The organism is Acidovorax sp. LjRoot204 (assembly GCF_056175785.1).
This window is the reverse complement of the sequence record NZ_JBGFFF010000045.1, coordinates 15712-30597: the sequence shown is the minus strand read 5'-3', so window position 1 is coordinate 30597 and position 14886 is coordinate 15712. Positions and strand designations below refer to the sequence as shown.

Below are 14886 nucleotides of genomic sequence, written 5' to 3'. Positions count from 1 at the left end.
GTGCGTAATCCACTTACCCAGTACAGCTTATTTTTGAACTTCTCGACGAAATTTACGCGGGGTAAGTCCACCGTACTTAGCATGTCTAGCTTCGTTGCAGTAGCGACAGGCAGCCACGATATTCTGAGGCATGTCAACGCCCCCATCTCTTTTCGCCTGAAGGTGCTCGGCTGTGCATGATCGAGGATGGAAGCCAGTAGCGCCCTGCGCACACATGTGCCCGGGTGGAAGGAGCTTGCAACCGCAGTACCAACAACGACCACTCTGCTCCACAAACGCAGCTTCACGAAGGAGAGAAATTTTTTTCACAAAGAACTCCAAAACGTATGGGTTCCGAGTGAAAAAAACACAGGATACCCAACAAAACAATTGATGAGGTTCCCGTGCCCTCACGCATTGTTGAGGACTCAAACGGCGGCTGAAATGAACTTATCCATCTCAGCGGTCAGCGGAATTTCCGTGCTCCTGACCACGCTCGGCTAGGAGCGTCGCCGAAAGTATAGTTTTACTTTTGTAATCGTGTTTTGGCCCAGCGGCCCCGACCTTCATGGCGGTGGATGTGGTCGCGTAGGCTACTTATGGACACCCCCAGCATATCCGCAAGGGTCCGCTGGTCATACCAGCCAGACCGCCAACAGGCCGCAGCCTGGGCCACGTCGTCATCAGACAAGGCGCGTTTTCGTCCCCAGGTCTTGCCAGCAGCCCGGGCGGCACGCTGACCAGCTAGACACCTTTCCCTGATCAATTCGCGCTCAAACTCAGCGAAGGCGGAGAGCAGGTGCAAGAACATGCGGCCATGCGCCGTATCAGTCTCAATTGACTCGGTCAGAGACCGGAAGCCGACACCCTTCGCTTTCAGGTACTCAAAGACCTTAACGAAGTGAGACACCGACCGCGCAAGGCGGTCCAGTTTGTAGACCACCAACACATCGCCCTTGACCAACACGGTCAAGAGCTTATCGAGCTCCGGGCGCTGCTTCACAGCAGAGCGTTTTTCTTGCACAACCTTGTCAATGCCAGCCCGCCGAAAGGCCGCTAGCTGTGCTGCCGTGTTCTGTTCAAGGGTTGAAACGCGGGCGTAGCCGTAAATGGTCAAAACGTGAATCAGTTAGCTGTAATTTTGATAGCGCGAATGTATCAAACCATGCGCCCTATCAACGGCTTCAATTGGCTTGAGCTTGCTTCGCAGCTTTAGGCGCTCGCCGCGCGGCGTCCGCTGCCCGTGAGAGGTAGCGCCCAGCACCATTCCCCAGATTTCTTCGCCTCTTCGGCCAACGCTAAGCCAGGACCGCGCCTGCGGCTCTTTGGGTTGCTGCGGGGGGAATCCATAAAGCTGCGCTTTACAAACCCTCCCCCCTCCGCAACCCAATCCCGGCACCGCTAATGGCACGGCGAAGAACTCAGGGGAACGGTGCAAGCAAGGCCAGCTTGCACGGGCAACAGACAACAGTTGTCCGGCTCGGAATCTAGGGGCCCGGTACACCTGAAGGGGAACACCATGATCGCAAGCAACTACCGCAAATTTCCTGAAGCTCTGGCGCTGCAGATGCCTTTGCAGTTCGGGCGCTTGCTGGTGTGGGCTACGTCGCGGCCTACGACGCGGCTGCTGCGGGCGATCAGGGCCGAGCGCGGCGCAGCGTTCAAGACTGCAGGCCGGGTGGCCTATCCAGTGCGCAAGACCACGCCTAGCTGGGCGCGTGAACTGGCGAAGAAGGTGCGCGACCTGGGCAAGCTGGTGAAGGCTGCGCAGGTGGCGCTGGTGTTCTCTGAGCCGGTGAAGCGCAAGGGCTTCGGCGGGCACATCGACCGCATGCGCGCACTGCAACCGCTGGCACGCTGCACTATCGTGGTGAGCGCGTGAATTGTCATGGCCAGATCCGTTTTGGCGACATTTGAAAGGCTGTGCTAGCTTTGAGGGCATGAAGCAGATTCCTTATTTCACGTATTACGCGCTGCTGGCACTGTCAGGCATGGGCCTTATCCAGGCGGCCTATCTGCTGTTCTTTGCCGACAAGGAAGAAAAAAACGGCGGGCCATCACCATTCAGCCGCCCCGAAGCGCCAGAGGGTTACCGGTGGGTGCTGATGCTTGAGGAAGAAGCCGACACGCGCGAACAATCGCGGCGCGGCTGAATCACTGCAGGCTTGATCGCACCTGGGCATTACGTGCAGCAAGGCCCTGGAGGTATTGGCTTTGCGGAGGCTCAGGGCGAACGGCAGGCATTGGGGCTGGGACAGTGCGCGCGGGGTCCACCTGGGCCACTTGCTGGGCCTGGAGGGGCACTTCACGGGCCTGCCGATAGTCACCCCTATCCCTTGGGCTGAATTCGCCGCGCTGGGCTGTTTTCCAGTCCATGAAGAAGCCCTGTTGAACGATCTGGACGCAGACAGCGCCGGACACCTGCAGTAGCGTGGCCTGCTGCGTATAGCACTTGCAGGTTTTGCCCATCTGCACGCATGCGGCAGGGTATGGGGCCTCACTGGGTTTAGTCACGTCGTCATACGCTGGCGCGGTGTGAGGGAAGTCTTTGAGGCGAGCCGTGCGAGCGTCGACGTACTCCGCAGCGGTCATGACCTGAGCGACCTGCCTACCGTTTTGACCTACCGAGCCTGCAGGATTTCCGCCTGGCAGGTTTGCTACATTTTCTGTAGCGCTTTTGGCCTGCTTTGTGGCGTTGCTGTACACACCGGTGATTGCAAAGTACATCGCAGAGGGCACAGCGATGGCGCAAGCAGCGAGGACGTAGGCAGCGCGAGGGATTTTCTTTTTGCCGGTGTGCAGACTGGCGGAGCGATACCAGCTGTAAACCTCTTTGGGGTAGGCCACCATCGACACTTCGCCGCGAGCGCCTGCGCCGGGTTCTTCGCACTTCATGTCAGGTGAAGAGAAGCGCAGAACGCTGACAACATCGGCACCGAAGGCGCGTTTTAGGTGGCGATGCCATGAGGGCTTGTCGATCAGGCGACGCACGAACACATCGATCAGCGATGGGTGCGGGCAGATCATCCAGAAGTCGAAACCGCGCTTGCGCCTGAACTGTGCGATGGCTTGAATGTAGTCGGGCACATCGGAGCCAGAGCGCCGCAATGGAAACTCGTTTTGGCACTCGTCCATGATGCAGATTGACCCATCGGGCAAGCTTTGCCAGTCCTTGGGGTCGAACTTCTGCCAGCCGAATTCCGCCGCTTTGGCTTCGTCCATTTCGAAGCCGTGATAGTAGACGGGGCGATTCTCTTTGAGCTGCTGGGCGCGTACGTCCTTGAGGGTCAGCAGCGTTTTGCCTGCACCGTTGGCGCCTGTCGTGAGGTAGATCATTCAAGCAACTCACGAAGCAAGGGGAAGAACGTGCGAGTTTCTAGGCGCACAACGCCCCAGTGGCCGCGACGCAATGCACGGATGCAGTCAGGAATACAACTCCACGCCATGCGCAGCAAAAACTTTTTAGAAGTCATTTGAGAACCCACTTCTTGAAGCTGTCGCCGCTGATGCCGTTAATGATGGCGCGGGCGGCTATGGCGCTGGTGATGATGCTGATGCAAACGCCTACCTTCATGAAGGCGATCAGGCTCAGCATGTCTGCAGGCAGGCCACCGAGCGCGGAGACTGCCCCGGACTTCAACCAATCCAAGGACGTAGAGACACCCGTGTAAGTCACAACACCGATGCCAAGAGCGATCAGGATGCGACCAGCCAGCGTGCCTACGAGGTTGATGAGCATGCCGCCGATGGCAGCAACAAACATTGGCATGGCTTACCCCCTTGTGACGATGCGGGCCGCCATGAGCATCGAAACAGCGACAAGGATGTTGCCGAGCATGGCGAGGTACTGGCAGAGGTTCGACAAAGGCAGAGTCACGGCCTGATTCCAGACGGTGATATTCAAGTCACCGAAGCAGGAACCGCCGCCGAGCGCGTCCGATGTGTCGATACGACCCTCAAGGCTGATGGTTTCGTTACCGGGCAAATCAGCAGTGCGATTGCCCTCCTTGCCCTTGTTGGCGGCGTAGAGCTGCGACTCAGCGCTTTCCTTGTCCATGAGCTGGCACGAGCGCCGGTACTGATCGCGAGCAATGGCGCACTGGATGGCGTCTCCGTCGCAGGTGACCGACTCGCACTGACCGCCGAACGTGGAGGGGTCCTTATCGTCGGGGTCCTTGTCTTCGGGTGGCATCAATGGGACGCACTCAGAGCCCACCTTGACATACCCATTAGGACACTTGCCGTCATTGTCCGGGGGCTGCTTTGGCGGGTCCTTCGGATAGCAGCCACCGTTTGATTTATAGGTGCCATCAGGGCACTTTCCATCAGGACCAGGAGGGGTTGGATTGTTGCCAGGGCCACCAGGATTTCCACCGGGCTTTGTGTCCGGCTTGGGGTCATTTGGGCCAGGAGGCTTTGTGCCCTTGTCGGGGTCCCCATCGGGCTTGTCGGGATCGACTGGAGTAGGCTTTCCAGGCTCCGAGGGACCGCATGTGCCGCCTGTGTAGACGCCATACCCACCCATGTACGTTACGCGGCCACCCGAGCTTGCGATAACGCTGGGCTTGATACTCATCGTGCAGTAGGTGTTATCCGTGCTGTTGTAGAGACACGTTGCGCTAGTGCCGGGGGATGTGACCTCGTACCACTGATCAGAGACTGTGCCTTGAGAGGGGCACTTGCTGGGCACGCATTTGCCGTTGACGCGAGTTTGACCAGACGGGCATGGAGGTTCAGGAACGCATACGCCGTTCACGCGGGTTTCATTGGGCTTGCAGGCATTAGGGACGCAAGCGCCGCCCTCATCGTGCTGACCGTCAGGGCAGATAGGAGCAGCAACACATTGACCGTTGAAAGGACGAAGCCCAGCAGTGCAGGTGCACAGCGACTCACCAGAAGGGCCGGTTGACATGTTCGCACCAGCGGGACAGGACGCGGGCGTAGAGGTTTGGTAGCACATGCCGTACCAAACATTGCCGCTTCCATAGTAGGACAAATCAACCCAATAGCCGCATGCCCGTTGGCCGTTCACAGGCTCTTTGCATGCCCATGACTCACTGGTATGGGAATCGGACTTATAGGGCGTGCCAGGGTAGACAGACTGATTGCAGGAGGAAGAATCGTAATTCCCAGGCGTGGCGGGAAACGCGCCGCCATCTGCCAACGAGACCGAAGCAAAGGAAACCAGCAACAGGGCAGCGATCAGGCGGTAAAGATGAACCATGCTGCACCGAGGATTGCGAGGATGACGAAAAGGCCCATTTGTTTGCACCTTGGAGAAGCCCACGGCGTGGACTTTTGCAAGGCCCCTGCCGGCCGGTCAGGGAGCGCTTGGGGCGTGAGTTAGGACAGAGCCTTACGCACCCACTTGAAGGCCTTGATGCCCACGTAGAGCAGCAGCACAGCGGCACCGATTGCGGCAACAGGTGCAGCCTGAGCGGCGATGTCAGTTGTCACGGCGGCCACGTCGATTGCGGCAGCATTGGCAGCGCCCACAACGGTCAGAACACCAGCGGCAACGAGGCCGCGCTTAATTGCTTGAGTCATTTCAGTTTTCCTCAGATTGAGTGGATGAATTGCCGTCGATGTTCAAGGCGCGTATAGCCATGCGGAACGCATAACCAACGGCCCAGATTGCGAGGACGGCGCCCGCAATGGCTGCTCCCTCCTCTGCTGTGAGCTGCAGAGGCGGGAGGCTTAATTCATGCACCACCGTGACCGTGCAGGCGGTGGCGCATTCGATGACTGTTGGGTCAGCCACGTGGCATGGCCCGGAGAATTGCCTGCTGGCGGATGCGTGCCTGAGCGACCCGTTGAAGGGTGCTGGCACGTGCGCGGAGGCGGTCAGAGATGGCGACTACTGCGCCATGCACGAGCGTGAACAACAGGCCACCGACGAAGCCGCCAAGGATGGCGATCATCGCGATGCGCTGGGCGAATAGGGAGAGATCAATTTCCAAGGTGTGGCTCCGGCTTTTTGTAGAGGTCGTCGAGGTCGATGACCTGGGGGCGGTGGAATGGCTCGGTGTGGTCTTCGATGAGCTGCACACAGGTTTCGAGGTCATCCACCACGGCGGCTTCGCAGAGCAACATGACCCATTCCGGTTGACCGTCCTCAAAAGACGGCGCAAGGAAAGCGCCTGTTGTGCGGGACTGGATCACGTTGCGCATGGGGTGCCTTTGGGCCTTAAGCGGCCTTGGCCTGGGCGGCGGGTTTGATCGCCAGCAGCGTGAGCTTTGTGCTGTTGTCGGCACCGGCAACGATGTCGAATTCGCACTCGCACATCACGCCGCCAAGAGGCCACGAGTTCTTGAGGTKTGCCCACTTCTGGAACTCGGTGGAGTCGCCCAGCTTGAACGGGCGAGTGACTACGCCGATGCTTTCACCGCTGGAGGACTGGGCAATGTCAACCGACAAGTGAAACGTCGTGGAGTCGAAGGCGCGGCCCTCATAGTCGCCCTTAGATTGCTTGAGGCCGTGCAGAACGGCTTTGCTGGTCATCTTCATTTTTGGTCCTTGGTTACGGCCTAAACAAGTTGCATCCCGGACCGGCCACGCCCAGGTGCGAGAACACGATGGAAGGCGCGATCAAACGCACCTGCGATCTCGTTTTCGTTAAAGCGCTGGAGCCGTCCAGGCGCTTTTTTGTTGAACAGGATTTCTTCGATGAACTGGGTGTTGCCGAGGTGCTTGAAGCACAGCGCGATGCTGGGCGCGGCGGTGTCCATGAGCCACTGCACGTTGCGCTTGACCTCGGCGCAGATGGTTTCAGCGGCAAGGCGCTGCGTTGTGCGTACGGGCTCGGGTGTGGCCTGTGAACCAGCTTCGCGCAGCATGGAGGCGTGCCAATCGCTAGCGCCTGCAAAGAAGTCAGCAGGGCGGCGGAGAATGTCCGAGGGATAGACGCGCAGCTTGTTGCCGTAACGAAGCTCAACGCGCAGCCAGGGGCTGTCGTCTTTAGGGCCAAAGAGCTGGTGGCCCTTTTCGTACACGTTGGTTTGTTTGCCCGCTTCCTTGCTGCCGAAGTAGAAGGACCGGGCGCGCCCGTTGCACCAATCGCCGACCTGATTGCAGCTGGGTTTGCGGCCATGGTGGTCCATCAACCCGGCCTTGTAGTCMGCCTGCACSCGGTCCATGCCACCKGTGAAGCCGTCGAAGAAATCGAGSGCGAGGTCTACGCGGGTGATCGTGGCTTSGGTGCGATCAAYGATGGCTGCAAGGCGATGGTTAAAGCCGGGCWGCGCGAAGGTGCAGGCAGTGCCGTAGAGGTTGCAGTGAATGGTGCGCGCCTGGGCGTGCTGGCGTGGGCTTTCCCCGCTGGAGAGGTAGCCGACCCAACCGCACTCGACCTCATTGCGCACGATGGACCAGCGGAAGCGGTAGAAGTCATGGCCCTTACGGATTTCAGGGAACACGCTGAACTCGGGGCCAAGGGCTTCGCATGCTTGCTCAGCGAGGGCCTTGGCCTGGGCACTGGCGGAGAAATCGGGGTCCGACAACTCGCGCAGTACAGAGGCCATGCGCAGGTAGTTTTGTTCCTGCCATGCGCCATTGGGCGCAGGGAACAAATCATCGACCGAGGGCGTAGGCGCGTTGCGCAGGTTGCAGGTGAAGCGGACCCAATCGACATGAACGGGCTGCTTCGTTTTGGTCCGCTCGGCAGTGAGGCGCAGCTTCACTTCGTTGCCGTCGAGAACGAGGTCGGTTTTCTTTGCGCGGGTCATGCTTGAGACTCGTTCAGGTTCTCCCCGTGATTACCAACGGGGAGGGAAGGAGAAGGCGCTACGCGCACGGCCACTTCCCCGCGGGGCGGGGCCCCTTCTGCCGTGCGCTGCGCTTCCAAAGCAGCGACGCGGCGTGCGTGGTCGTAGAGATCGCGGTGAGGATGCTTGTCGAGGGCTGCAGCGATCTGCAGCCATGCGCCGCGATTCGTGCCGATGTGCATGTGGACCATTCCTGCACCGGATTGGCCGTTGATTGCATTGGCAATGCGTGGCGTCGCGCTCATGCGAAACTCCCCTTCACAAAGGAGGAGGAACCGATGAAGTCAATGCTGTTGATGCTGGGCGTTTTGCTATTGATCGTTGTTGGCCTAGCGTTTGTTACCGCTTCGAAGAAGAACAAAGGCGGAGGTACTGGCGAGCGCCCAAGACGAAAGGCGCCGTTGACCGAAAGAGAGCAGGCAATGTTCAACAGGCTCGTGCAGGCGCTGCCGGATCGAGTTGTTTTGGCGCAAGTCAGCTTTAGTGCACTGCTGACAGCACGCGCATATGCAGTGCGCAACACGTTCGACCGAAAGGTTGCAGACTTCGTGGTCTGCGATGCTGCGTTCCAAGTGATCGCGGTAGTGGAGCTGGATGACAGCAGCCACAAGGGGCGAGCAAAGGAGGATGGAGCGCGCGATGCTTTGTTGAATGATGCGGGATACCGCGTGGTGCGATACCCGCGTGTGCCAGACATTGCGCAGGTGAAAGCAGACTTTGCCCCGCCAGCAGTGCCGAAGGTGGAAGCGGGAGCAACGAACTTACCGGAAGTGCGACCCGAGCAGTAGTTAGCAAACTGGGTGCACACCCCCAGCCAAGACACTGCAGGAGCCGCCACAGCGCGTGCAGCGCCTCTGGTGGCAGGGGGTGTGCAAACCCGAGATCTGAAATACATGGCGGCTCCGTGAGTATTGAAATGGTTTCAATAGTCCGGATGTTGAAAGCCTCTCAAACAATCGCAAAGCGCTTTGTGGTGAAATCCCCTCAATATTGAAGGGTTCTAAACATGCCTCAGACGATGGATTTGCTGCAGAAAGCGCTGGTCGTGAAGAACGCTGCCGCGTGGTCGCGAGAGTTCAATATCACTCCCGGAGCTCTGTCCCATGCGATCAAGCAGGGAAGGTTAAGCCCAGTGCTTGCTGGAAACTTTGCTATCGAATTAGGAGAAGAGCCTGAACCGTGGATGGCCATTGCGGCCATGGAGGCAGAGAAGGAAAGCGAGCTGCTTGCACGGTTGAAAAACCGCGTCAAGGCATGGCGGAGASTGTGAGATTCGAACTCACGGACGSTTKCMCGTCGGCAGTTTTCAAGACTGCTGGTTTAAACCACTCACCCAAGTCTCCGGGAGGGAAGGCGCGAATTCTAGCCGACTGCGGGTGCTGATTTTTTCAGCATGCCCCGGGTCTCGATGAACTTGACCACATCGGCTACGCCAGCCAGGGTTTTGAGATTGGTCATCACAAAGGGCTTGAGGCCCTGGGCGTTGGTGCGCATGCGGGTGGTGTCGGCGTGCATCACATCCAGGTTGGCGCCCACGTGGGGGGCCAGGTCGGTCTTGTTGATGATGAACAGGTCGCTTTTGGTGATGCCAGGGCCGCCCTTGCGGGGGATTTTTTCGCCAGCGGCCACATCGATGACGTAGATGGTGAGGTCGCTCAGCTCGGGGCTGAAGGTGGCGGCCAGGTTGTCGCCGCCGCTTTCCACAAACACGATGTCGGCGTTGGGGAACTCGCCCAGCATGCGGTCGATGGCTTCGAGGTTGATGGAGCAGTCCTCGCGGATGGCGGTGTGGGGGCAGCCGCCGGTTTCCACACCCAGGATGCGCTCTGCGGGCAGCGCGCCGCTCACGGTGAGGAGGCGCTGGTCTTCCTTGGTGTAGATGTCGTTGGTGATGGCGATGAGGTCGTAGTCATCGCGCATGGTCTTGCACAGCATTTCCAGCAGCGTGGTCTTGCCGGAGCCGACGGGGCCACCGATGCCCACGCGCAGGGGCGGCAGGTTCTTGGTGCGGTTCGGGACGTGGTGCAGGTTGCTGGTGGTCATGATCGGAAGAGGCGGGAGTATTGGGTTTCGTGCTGGGCTGACAGGATGGCGAGCATGGGCGAAAAGGCCTGGCGCTCGCTGTCCATCAGCCCGATGGCATGGTCGGCTGCGGCGGGGATGGCATCGGCCAGCCGGGCCAGGATGCGCTGGCCGGCGCTTTGGCCCAGCTGCATGGATTTGAGGGCGGCTTGCACCATGTTCTCCGCCCAGCCAAAAGCGTAGGCCAGCAGGACGTCGCGCACGGGCGCCTGGGTGGTGGAGGCGGCCAGTGCGAATGCCACAGGGTAGGTGGGGGGTAATGCGGCCAGGTGGCGCACGGCGGGCATCAGGGTCTCGTCGCCCTGGTTCTGATTGCGCAGCCAGTCGGCCATCGATCGGCCCATTTGCTCGGTCTGGAGGCGCAGTTCGCTCGTTTCTCGGGTGTGCAGCACCCAGTCGTTGAGTTCGCGCACATGCGCCCAGTCGGCGCGCCGCCACGCACCCACAGCCTTGGCGATGAGGGCCATGTCGCCCCGGGCCTGCGTGATGTGGAGCTGGTCCTGCAGCCAGTCACCCACGGCGGTTTCGCTGGCGAGGCCCACATTTTCAATGGCGCTCTCCAGCCCCTCGGAATACGAAAACCCGCCCACCGGCAGTGCAGGGGAGGCCAGCCACATCAGCTGCAAAAAGCTGGCGGCCGGCAGCGGCGTGGGGCGGTCCAGGCGCATGGGCGGTGGCTCAGTGGTCGTGGTTGCAGTTCGGACCGTGCACGTGCCCTTGGGCCACCACGGGGATGGACACCGTGCGGCCTCGGGCTGGGGGCGTGGCCGCAGCCGGTACCTCTGTGTGCGTGTGCCCGTGGTCATGGCCATGATCGTGCGCGTGACCATGCTCGTGGTCGTGATCGTGGCTATGGCCGTGACCCCCATGGTGGTGCCCGCCGCCATGCCCCGCAGCATAGGCACCGCCTTCGGGTTCAAACGGCAGGTTTTGCTCGTTCACGATGAGGTGCATGGCGCGCAGCATGTCGGCCAGCACGTGGTCAGGCTCGATCTTGAGGTGGTCGGGCTGCAGCTCGATGGGCACGTGGCGGTTGCCCAGGTGGTAGGCGGCGCGGGTCAGGTCAAACGGTGTGCCGTGGTGTTGGCAGTGTGTGATGACCAGCACCGGCTGCGGCGCTGCGATCACGCGCACCATGGAACCGTCTTCGGCCACCAGCACATCGCCGCCGCGCACCAGGGTGCCACGGGGCAGGAAGATGCCCAGTGCGCGTCCGGCCGAGTCGGTGGCTGCAAAGCGGCTTTTCTGGCGCACGTCCCAGTCCAGCTCGATGGTGGTGGCGCGCTTGAGCAGTACGGGAGCGAGGCCTTGGCCTTGGGGGAGAAGTTTGGAGACCTGGATCATGGCAAGAGGGAAGGGCGGAGCCGGAAAGGCGAGGTCAACATTGTGGCCCTGGCCGAAAGGCGATGCGCGGATGCGCTACAGGGCGCGGCTCATGTAGCGGCTGTGGGGATCGTGCCGGTAGCTGCCGAATGGTGCACAGTCGGTAAAGCCGTAGCGCAGGTAGAGCTGGTGCGCGGGTTCAAAGAAGGGCTGGGTGCCCGTTTCCAGGCTGATGCGCTGGTAGCCCAGGTCCACCGCCTGGCCCAGGATGTGTTCCAGCACGGCCCGGCCCACTCCCTGGCCACGCACGCTGGCTGCTGTGCGCATGGACTTGAGCTCGGCATGGTCGGCATCCAGGTGCTTGAGTGCGCCGGTACCCACCAGCTCGTCATCGCCGCGCCAGGCCGTCCAGAAGCGGATCTCAGGCTGGCGCAGTTGCACCATGTCGAGCGCGTGCACGCTCTCCGGTGGCGAGGTGGCACGCATGTCCTTCAAATGCTCCTGCATGAAGGCTTCGATGCGGGGATCGGTCAGGTCGTCCAGGCGGATCCGCAGGTCTTGCAGCAAGGCGTTCATGGGAAGCAACCTCAGAACAGGAAGTAGCGCTGTGCCATGGGCAGCACGGTGGCCGCTTCACAGGTGAGCAGCTGGCCGTCGGCGCGCACGGTGTAGGTCTGCGCGTCCACCTCCATCTTGGGCGTGTAGCTGTTGTGCACCATGTCGCGCTTGCGGATGCCGCGGATGTTGCGCACGGCGGAAAGCGTCTTGCGCAGGCCAAAGCGCTCGCCAATGCCAGCAGCCAATCCTGCCTGCGAGACAAAGGTGAGCGACGTTTTGGCGATGGCCCCGCCAAACGCGCCAAACATGGGCCGATAGTGCACGGGCTGCGGYGTGGGGATGGACGCGTTGGGGTCGCCCATCGCAGCCATGGCAATCAGTCCGCCCTTCAGGATCAGCGCGGGCTTGACGCCAAAGAACGCGGGCTTCCAGATCACGATGTCGGCCCACTTGCCGACTTCGAGCGACCCCACCTCGTGGCTGATGCCGTGCGCAATCGCGGGGTTGATGGTGTATTTGGCCACGTAGCGCTTGATGCGCGTGTTGTCGTTGCGGGCCGTGTCACCTTGCAAGCTGCCGCGCTGCACCTTCATCTTGTGCGCCGTCTGCCAGGTGCGCAGGATSACYTCGCCSACGCGGCCCATGGCCTGGCTGTCGCTGCTCATCATGCTGATGGCGCCCAGGTCGTGCAGSAYGTCCTCGGCSGCGATGGTTTCCTTGCGGATGCGSSWYTCGGCRAAGGCCAGRTCCTCGGCAATGCYGGCRTCSAGGTGGTGGCACACCATGAGCATGTCSACRTGCTCGTCSAGCGTGTTSTSSGTGTASGGCATGGTGGGGTTGGTGGARSWGGGCAGRAAGTTSTCYTCGCCCACCACGCGCAGGATGTCCGGTGCATGGCCGCCGCCTGCGCCCTCGGTGTGGAAGGCGCAGATCCCGCGCCCGCCCACGGCGGCAATGGTGTTCTCSACRAAGCCCGATTCGTTGAGCGTGTCGCTGTGTATGGCCACCTGCGTGTCGGTGGCTTCGGCCACATCCAGGCAGTTGCTGATGGCCGAGGGCGTGGTGCCCCAGTCTTCGTGCAGCTTCAGGCCAATGGCGCCCGCGTTGATCTGCTCGTGCAGCGCATCGGGCAGGCTGGCGTTGCCCTTGCCGAGGAAGCCGAGGTTCATGGGGAAGGCGTCGGCGGCCTGCAGCATGCGCTCCATGTTGAAGGGGCCCGACGTGCAGGTGGTGGCCAGCGTGCCCGTGGCGGGGCCGGTGCCGCCGCCCAGCATGGTGGTCACGCCGCTGGCCAGTGCCTCTTCGATCTGCTGCGGGCAGATGAAGTGGATATGGCTGTCGATGCCGCCTGCGGTGACGATGTTGCCCTCGCAGCTGATGACCTCGGTGCCSGGGCCGATGACGATGTCCACGCCSGGCTGSRYGTCGGGRTTGCCGGCYTTGCCGATGGCGGCGATGCGGCCTGCGCGCRGGCCGATGTCGGCCTTGAAGATGCCGGTGTGGTCTACCACCAGGGCGTTGGTCAGCACTGTGTCCACCGCGCCTTGTGCGTTGCTGCGCTGGCTCTGTGCCATACCGTCGCGAATCGTCTTGCCGCCGCCAAACTTCACCTCTTCGCCGTAGCTGCCAGCCCGCAGGGTGTGGTCGGCCTCGACTTCGAGAATGAGTTCGGTGTCGGCCAGGCGCACGCGGTCGCCCACSGTGGGGCCGAACATCTCGGCGTAGGCGCGTCGTCCAATGGTTGCCATGTGAGGGGTGCTCCGCAAGAACGGTTTACTATGTTTTTGATAGCTGCTGGGGCAATTGATACCGGCGCTATCGGCCAATTGGGCTTGAGTTTGCTACAGCGGGCCCTGCGTCAGGCCCTGAAAGCCGAACACGCGGCGCTCGCCCGCGTAGTCCACCAGCTCCACGGTGCGCTCCTGGCCGGGTTCAAAGCGCACGGCGGTGCCGGATGCGATGTTGAGCCGCATGCCGCGTGCAGCCGCACGGTCAAAGTCCAGGGCGTTGTTGGTCTCGGCAAAGTGGTAGTGCGAGCCCACCTGGATGGGCCGGTCGCCGGTGTTGCGCACCACCACGGTCAGCGTACGGCGGCCGGTGTTGAGCGCGTGCTCGCCGGGTTCGGTAAAAAGTTCGCCAGGGATCATGGTCGGGTCCTTGAGGGGGGAGCTGCTGCGGTGTCGGTATGCATGACGCCAGTCAGACCTGTCAGGCCATCTGGGCCAGCAGGGCGCCACCCATCAGTGCCACGGCAGCGCCTGCAGCGCGGCTGAGCCACACGGTGCGATGGCGCAGTGCCCAGCCTGCCGCCAGCCCCACGCCATGCAGCAGCACGGTGGCCGTCAGCATGCCCGCCAGGGTTTGCGAGGCGCTGTGGCTGCCCGCCAGCTCGACGCCGTGGGCCACGCCGTGAAAGACGGCAAACACCCCCACGCCCAGCGCGGCCACGAGGCCAGGCACGCGCAGGCGCGACACGACGAGCAGGCCCGTGGCCAGCAGCGACGCGGCAATCATCGGCTCCACCGCAGGCAGTGCCACGCCCTGCAGGCCCAGCACTGCGCCCGCCAGCAACATGGCCGCAAAGCCCACAGGGCCCCACAGCAGTTCGCGTCCAGCACGGCGCGCGGACAGGGCGCTCCACAGGCCCACGGCCACCATGGCGGCCAAGTGGTCCAGGCCGAACAAGGGGTGGGCCAAGCCGCTCAGAAAACTGTTGTGGATGTGGGATTCAGCGCCGGTATGGGCGATGGCGCTAGAACTGATTGCACTGGCTGCTATGAAAAGAAGAGCGGCTGTGTGACGGTGTGAGAGTGTGATGCGCATGGGGGCTCCACAGAGAGAAGGTGGCAAGTGTTGGGGAGGGGTCAGACGATCGGCTGATGGACGGTGACGAGCTTGGTGCCGTCGGGGAACGTGGCCTCCACCTGGATGTCCGGAATCATCTCGGSGATGCCKTCCATCACGTCSGCGCGGGTCAGCACGSTGCGGCCYTCGCTCATSAGCTSCGCSACGSTCTTGCCGTCGCGCGCGCCTTCCATCACGGCGGCRSWGATCAGSGCGACGGMYTCGGGGTAGTTGAGCTTCAGCCCSCGSGCCTTGCGGCGYTCGGCCAGCAGKGCKGCGGTRAAGATCAGCAGCTTGTCTTTYTCRCGMGGGGTCAGTTCCATGTCGTTCTGCTCA

General features: G+C 61.7%; 23 protein-coding genes and 1 tRNA gene. 4 read left to right on the top strand and 20 right to left on the bottom strand.

Going from position 1 to position 14886, the window contains the following annotated elements:
* Nucleotides 1–27: 27 nt before the first annotated feature.
* Both AC04MI_RS10655 and AC04MI_RS10650 read right to left on the bottom strand, forming a co-directional pair.
* Entirely contained in the window at nucleotides 28–216 is a 189-nt protein-coding gene (locus AC04MI_RS10655) for an HNH endonuclease (RefSeq protein WP_476497767.1), read from the bottom strand.
* 289 nt (nucleotides 217–505) lie between these two features.
* Nucleotides 506–1096, bottom strand: a complete 591-nt coding sequence (locus AC04MI_RS10650; RefSeq protein WP_343736080.1) for a recombinase family protein — start codon at nucleotides 1094–1096, stop codon at nucleotides 506–508.
* A 402-nt stretch (nucleotides 1097–1498) separates the two neighbouring features.
* Between AC04MI_RS10650 and AC04MI_RS10645 the strand changes: the two genes are divergently transcribed.
* On the top strand, nucleotides 1499–1861 hold the full coding sequence (locus tag AC04MI_RS10645) for a hypothetical protein (protein ID WP_436078209.1): 363 nt from the start codon (nucleotides 1499–1501) through the stop codon (nucleotides 1859–1861).
* 58 nt (nucleotides 1862–1919) lie between these two features.
* A complete protein-coding gene (locus AC04MI_RS10640; protein WP_436078210.1) occupies nucleotides 1920–2132 on the top strand; it encodes a hypothetical protein in 213 nt (70 codons plus the stop codon).
* A gap of 1 nt (nucleotide 2133) precedes the next feature.
* Here the strand turns inward: AC04MI_RS10640 and AC04MI_RS10635 are convergent, their stop codons facing one another.
* The 9 genes from AC04MI_RS10635 to AC04MI_RS10595 all read right to left on the bottom strand — a co-directional run bounded on the left by AC04MI_RS10635 (nucleotide 2134) and on the right by AC04MI_RS10595 (nucleotide 7988).
* On the bottom strand, nucleotides 2134–3315 hold the full coding sequence (locus AC04MI_RS10635) for a zonular occludens toxin domain-containing protein (protein ID WP_476497766.1): 1182 nt from the start codon (nucleotides 3313–3315) through the stop codon (nucleotides 2134–2136).
* Between the two features lie 133 nt (nucleotides 3316–3448).
* Nucleotides 3449–3748 carry a DUF2523 domain-containing protein gene (locus AC04MI_RS10630; RefSeq protein ID WP_056060153.1) on the bottom strand — a complete coding sequence of 100 codons (300 nt, stop codon included), beginning with the start codon at nucleotides 3746–3748 and terminating at the stop codon, nucleotides 3449–3451.
* Between the two features lie 3 nt (nucleotides 3749–3751).
* On the bottom strand, nucleotides 3752–4171 hold the full coding sequence (locus AC04MI_RS10625) for a virulence factor TspB C-terminal domain-related protein (protein ID WP_476497765.1): 420 nt from the start codon (nucleotides 4169–4171) through the stop codon (nucleotides 3752–3754).
* A gap of 1151 nt (nucleotides 4172–5322) precedes the next feature.
* Complete coding sequence (locus AC04MI_RS10620) at nucleotides 5323–5526, bottom strand: major capsid protein (protein ID WP_476497764.1); 204 nt, start codon at nucleotides 5524–5526, stop codon at nucleotides 5323–5325.
* A gap of 206 nt (nucleotides 5527–5732) precedes the next feature.
* Entirely contained in the window at nucleotides 5733–5939 is a 207-nt protein-coding gene (locus tag AC04MI_RS10615) for a hypothetical protein (RefSeq protein ID WP_476497763.1), read from the bottom strand.
* Nucleotides 5929–6150, bottom strand: coding sequence for a hypothetical protein (locus tag AC04MI_RS10610; protein ID WP_436079275.1), 222 nt, complete (start codon nucleotides 6148–6150; stop codon nucleotides 5929–5931). Before AC04MI_RS10610 ends, AC04MI_RS10615 begins: the two co-directional genes overlap by 11 nt.
* 16 nt (nucleotides 6151–6166) lie before the next feature.
* A complete protein-coding gene (locus AC04MI_RS10605; RefSeq protein ID WP_476497762.1) occupies nucleotides 6167–6487 on the bottom strand; it encodes a hypothetical protein in 321 nt (106 codons plus the stop codon).
* 20 nt (nucleotides 6488–6507) lie between these two features.
* Entirely contained in the window at nucleotides 6508–7704 is a 1197-nt protein-coding gene (locus tag AC04MI_RS10600) for a replication initiation factor domain-containing protein (RefSeq protein ID WP_476497761.1), read from the bottom strand.
* The gene (locus tag AC04MI_RS10595; RefSeq protein WP_476497760.1) at nucleotides 7701–7988 is read right to left on the bottom strand and encodes a hypothetical protein; all 288 of its coding nucleotides are present in this window, start codon (nucleotides 7986–7988) and stop codon (nucleotides 7701–7703) included. The genes AC04MI_RS10600 and AC04MI_RS10595 overlap by 4 nt, the downstream gene beginning before the upstream one ends.
* Nucleotides 7989–8021: 33 nt before the next feature.
* Here AC04MI_RS10595 and AC04MI_RS10590 point away from each other — a divergent pair, with 33 nt between their 5' ends.
* Both AC04MI_RS10590 and AC04MI_RS10585 read left to right on the top strand, forming a co-directional pair.
* A complete protein-coding gene (locus tag AC04MI_RS10590; RefSeq protein WP_476497759.1) occupies nucleotides 8022–8531 on the top strand; it encodes a DUF2726 domain-containing protein in 510 nt (169 codons plus the stop codon).
* Between the two features lie 218 nt (nucleotides 8532–8749).
* Nucleotides 8750–9013, top strand: coding sequence for a hypothetical protein (locus AC04MI_RS10585; protein ID WP_476497758.1), 264 nt, complete (start codon nucleotides 8750–8752; stop codon nucleotides 9011–9013).
* Here the strand turns inward: AC04MI_RS10585 and AC04MI_RS10580 are convergent.
* From AC04MI_RS10580 to AC04MI_RS10540, 9 genes are all read right to left on the bottom strand, one after another.
* Nucleotides 8999–9086: transfer RNA gene (locus AC04MI_RS10580), tRNA-Ser, on the bottom strand. The two genes, AC04MI_RS10585 and AC04MI_RS10580, sit on opposite strands and share 15 nt — an antisense overlap.
* A 19-nt stretch (nucleotides 9087–9105) precedes the next feature.
* On the bottom strand, nucleotides 9106–9786 hold the full coding sequence (ureG, locus tag AC04MI_RS10575) for an urease accessory protein UreG (RefSeq protein WP_056060569.1): 681 nt from the start codon (nucleotides 9784–9786) through the stop codon (nucleotides 9106–9108).
* A complete protein-coding gene (locus AC04MI_RS10570) occupies nucleotides 9783–10493 on the bottom strand; it encodes an urease accessory protein UreF (protein ID WP_146872275.1) in 711 nt (236 codons plus the stop codon). Before AC04MI_RS10570 ends, ureG begins: the two co-directional genes overlap by 4 nt.
* 10 nt (nucleotides 10494–10503) lie before the next feature.
* Nucleotides 10504–11169, bottom strand: a complete 666-nt coding sequence (gene ureE / locus AC04MI_RS10565) for an urease accessory protein UreE (protein WP_436078181.1) — start codon at nucleotides 11167–11169, stop codon at nucleotides 10504–10506.
* A 75-nt stretch (nucleotides 11170–11244) separates the two neighbouring features.
* Nucleotides 11245–11724: a GNAT family N-acetyltransferase gene (locus AC04MI_RS10560; protein WP_436078180.1), complete on the bottom strand. Its 480-nt coding sequence runs from the start codon at nucleotides 11722–11724 to the stop codon at nucleotides 11245–11247.
* Between the two features lie 11 nt (nucleotides 11725–11735).
* Entirely contained in the window at nucleotides 11736–13454 is a 1719-nt protein-coding gene (ureC, locus tag AC04MI_RS10555; RefSeq protein WP_476497757.1) for an urease subunit alpha, read from the bottom strand.
* Between the two features lie 93 nt (nucleotides 13455–13547).
* A complete protein-coding gene (locus AC04MI_RS10550) occupies nucleotides 13548–13853 on the bottom strand; it encodes an urease subunit beta (RefSeq protein WP_436078179.1) in 306 nt (101 codons plus the stop codon).
* A 61-nt stretch (nucleotides 13854–13914) separates the two neighbouring features.
* Nucleotides 13915–14529: a HupE/UreJ family protein gene (locus AC04MI_RS10545; protein WP_436078178.1), complete on the bottom strand. Its 615-nt coding sequence runs from the start codon at nucleotides 14527–14529 to the stop codon at nucleotides 13915–13917.
* Between the two features lie 41 nt (nucleotides 14530–14570).
* On the bottom strand, nucleotides 14571–14873 hold the full coding sequence (locus tag AC04MI_RS10540; protein ID WP_476497756.1) for an urease subunit gamma: 303 nt from the start codon (nucleotides 14871–14873) through the stop codon (nucleotides 14571–14573).
* Between the last annotated feature and the right edge of the window lie 13 nt (nucleotides 14874–14886).

Bases quoted from the DNA above. Each gene is read 5' to 3' on its own strand.
- AC04MI_RS10590 (WP_476497759.1), top strand. From the start codon at position 8,022: ATGAAGTCAATGCTGTTGATGCTGGGCGTTTTGCTATTGATCGTTGTT.
- AC04MI_RS10560 (WP_436078180.1), bottom strand. From the start codon at position 11,724: ATGAACGCCTTGCTGCAAGACCTGCGGATCCGCCTGGACGACCTGACC.
- AC04MI_RS10550 (WP_436078179.1), bottom strand. From the start codon at position 13,853: ATGATCCCTGGCGAACTTTTTACCGAACCCGGCGAGCACGCGCTCAAC.
- AC04MI_RS10630 (WP_056060153.1), bottom strand. From the start codon at position 3,748: ATGCCAATGTTTGTTGCTGCCATCGGCGGCATGCTCATCAACCTCGTA.
- AC04MI_RS10545 (WP_436078178.1), bottom strand. From the start codon at position 14,529: ATGCGCATCACACTCTCACACCGTCACACAGCCGCTCTTCTTTTCATA.
- AC04MI_RS10640 (WP_436078210.1), top strand. From the start codon at position 1,920: ATGAAGCAGATTCCTTATTTCACGTATTACGCGCTGCTGGCACTGTCA.
- ureG (WP_056060569.1), bottom strand. From the start codon at position 9,786: ATGACCACCAGCAACCTGCACCACGTCCCGAACCGCACCAAGAACCTG.
- AC04MI_RS10595 (WP_476497760.1), bottom strand. From the start codon at position 7,988: ATGAGCGCGACGCCACGCATTGCCAATGCAATCAACGGCCAATCCGGT.
- AC04MI_RS10620 (WP_476497764.1), bottom strand. From the start codon at position 5,526: ATGACTCAAGCAATTAAGCGCGGCCTCGTTGCCGCTGGTGTTCTGACC.
- ureE (WP_436078181.1), bottom strand. From the start codon at position 11,169: ATGATCCAGGTCTCCAAACTTCTCCCCCAAGGCCAAGGCCTCGCTCCC.
- AC04MI_RS10635 (WP_476497766.1), bottom strand. From the start codon at position 3,315: ATGATCTACCTCACGACAGGCGCCAACGGTGCAGGCAAAACGCTGCTG.
- AC04MI_RS10645 (WP_436078209.1), top strand. From the start codon at position 1,499: ATGATCGCAAGCAACTACCGCAAATTTCCTGAAGCTCTGGCGCTGCAG.
- AC04MI_RS10625 (WP_476497765.1), bottom strand. From the start codon at position 4,171: ATGCCACCCGAAGACAAGGACCCCGACGATAAGGACCCCTCCACGTTC.
- AC04MI_RS10655 (WP_476497767.1), bottom strand. From the start codon at position 216: ATGTGTGCGCAGGGCGCTACTGGCTTCCATCCTCGATCATGCACAGCC.
- AC04MI_RS10610 (WP_436079275.1), bottom strand. From the start codon at position 6,150: ATGCGCAACGTGATCCAGTCCCGCACAACAGGCGCTTTCCTTGCGCCG.
- AC04MI_RS10570 (WP_146872275.1), bottom strand. From the start codon at position 10,493: ATGCGCCTGGACCGCCCCACGCCGCTGCCGGCCGCCAGCTTTTTGCAG.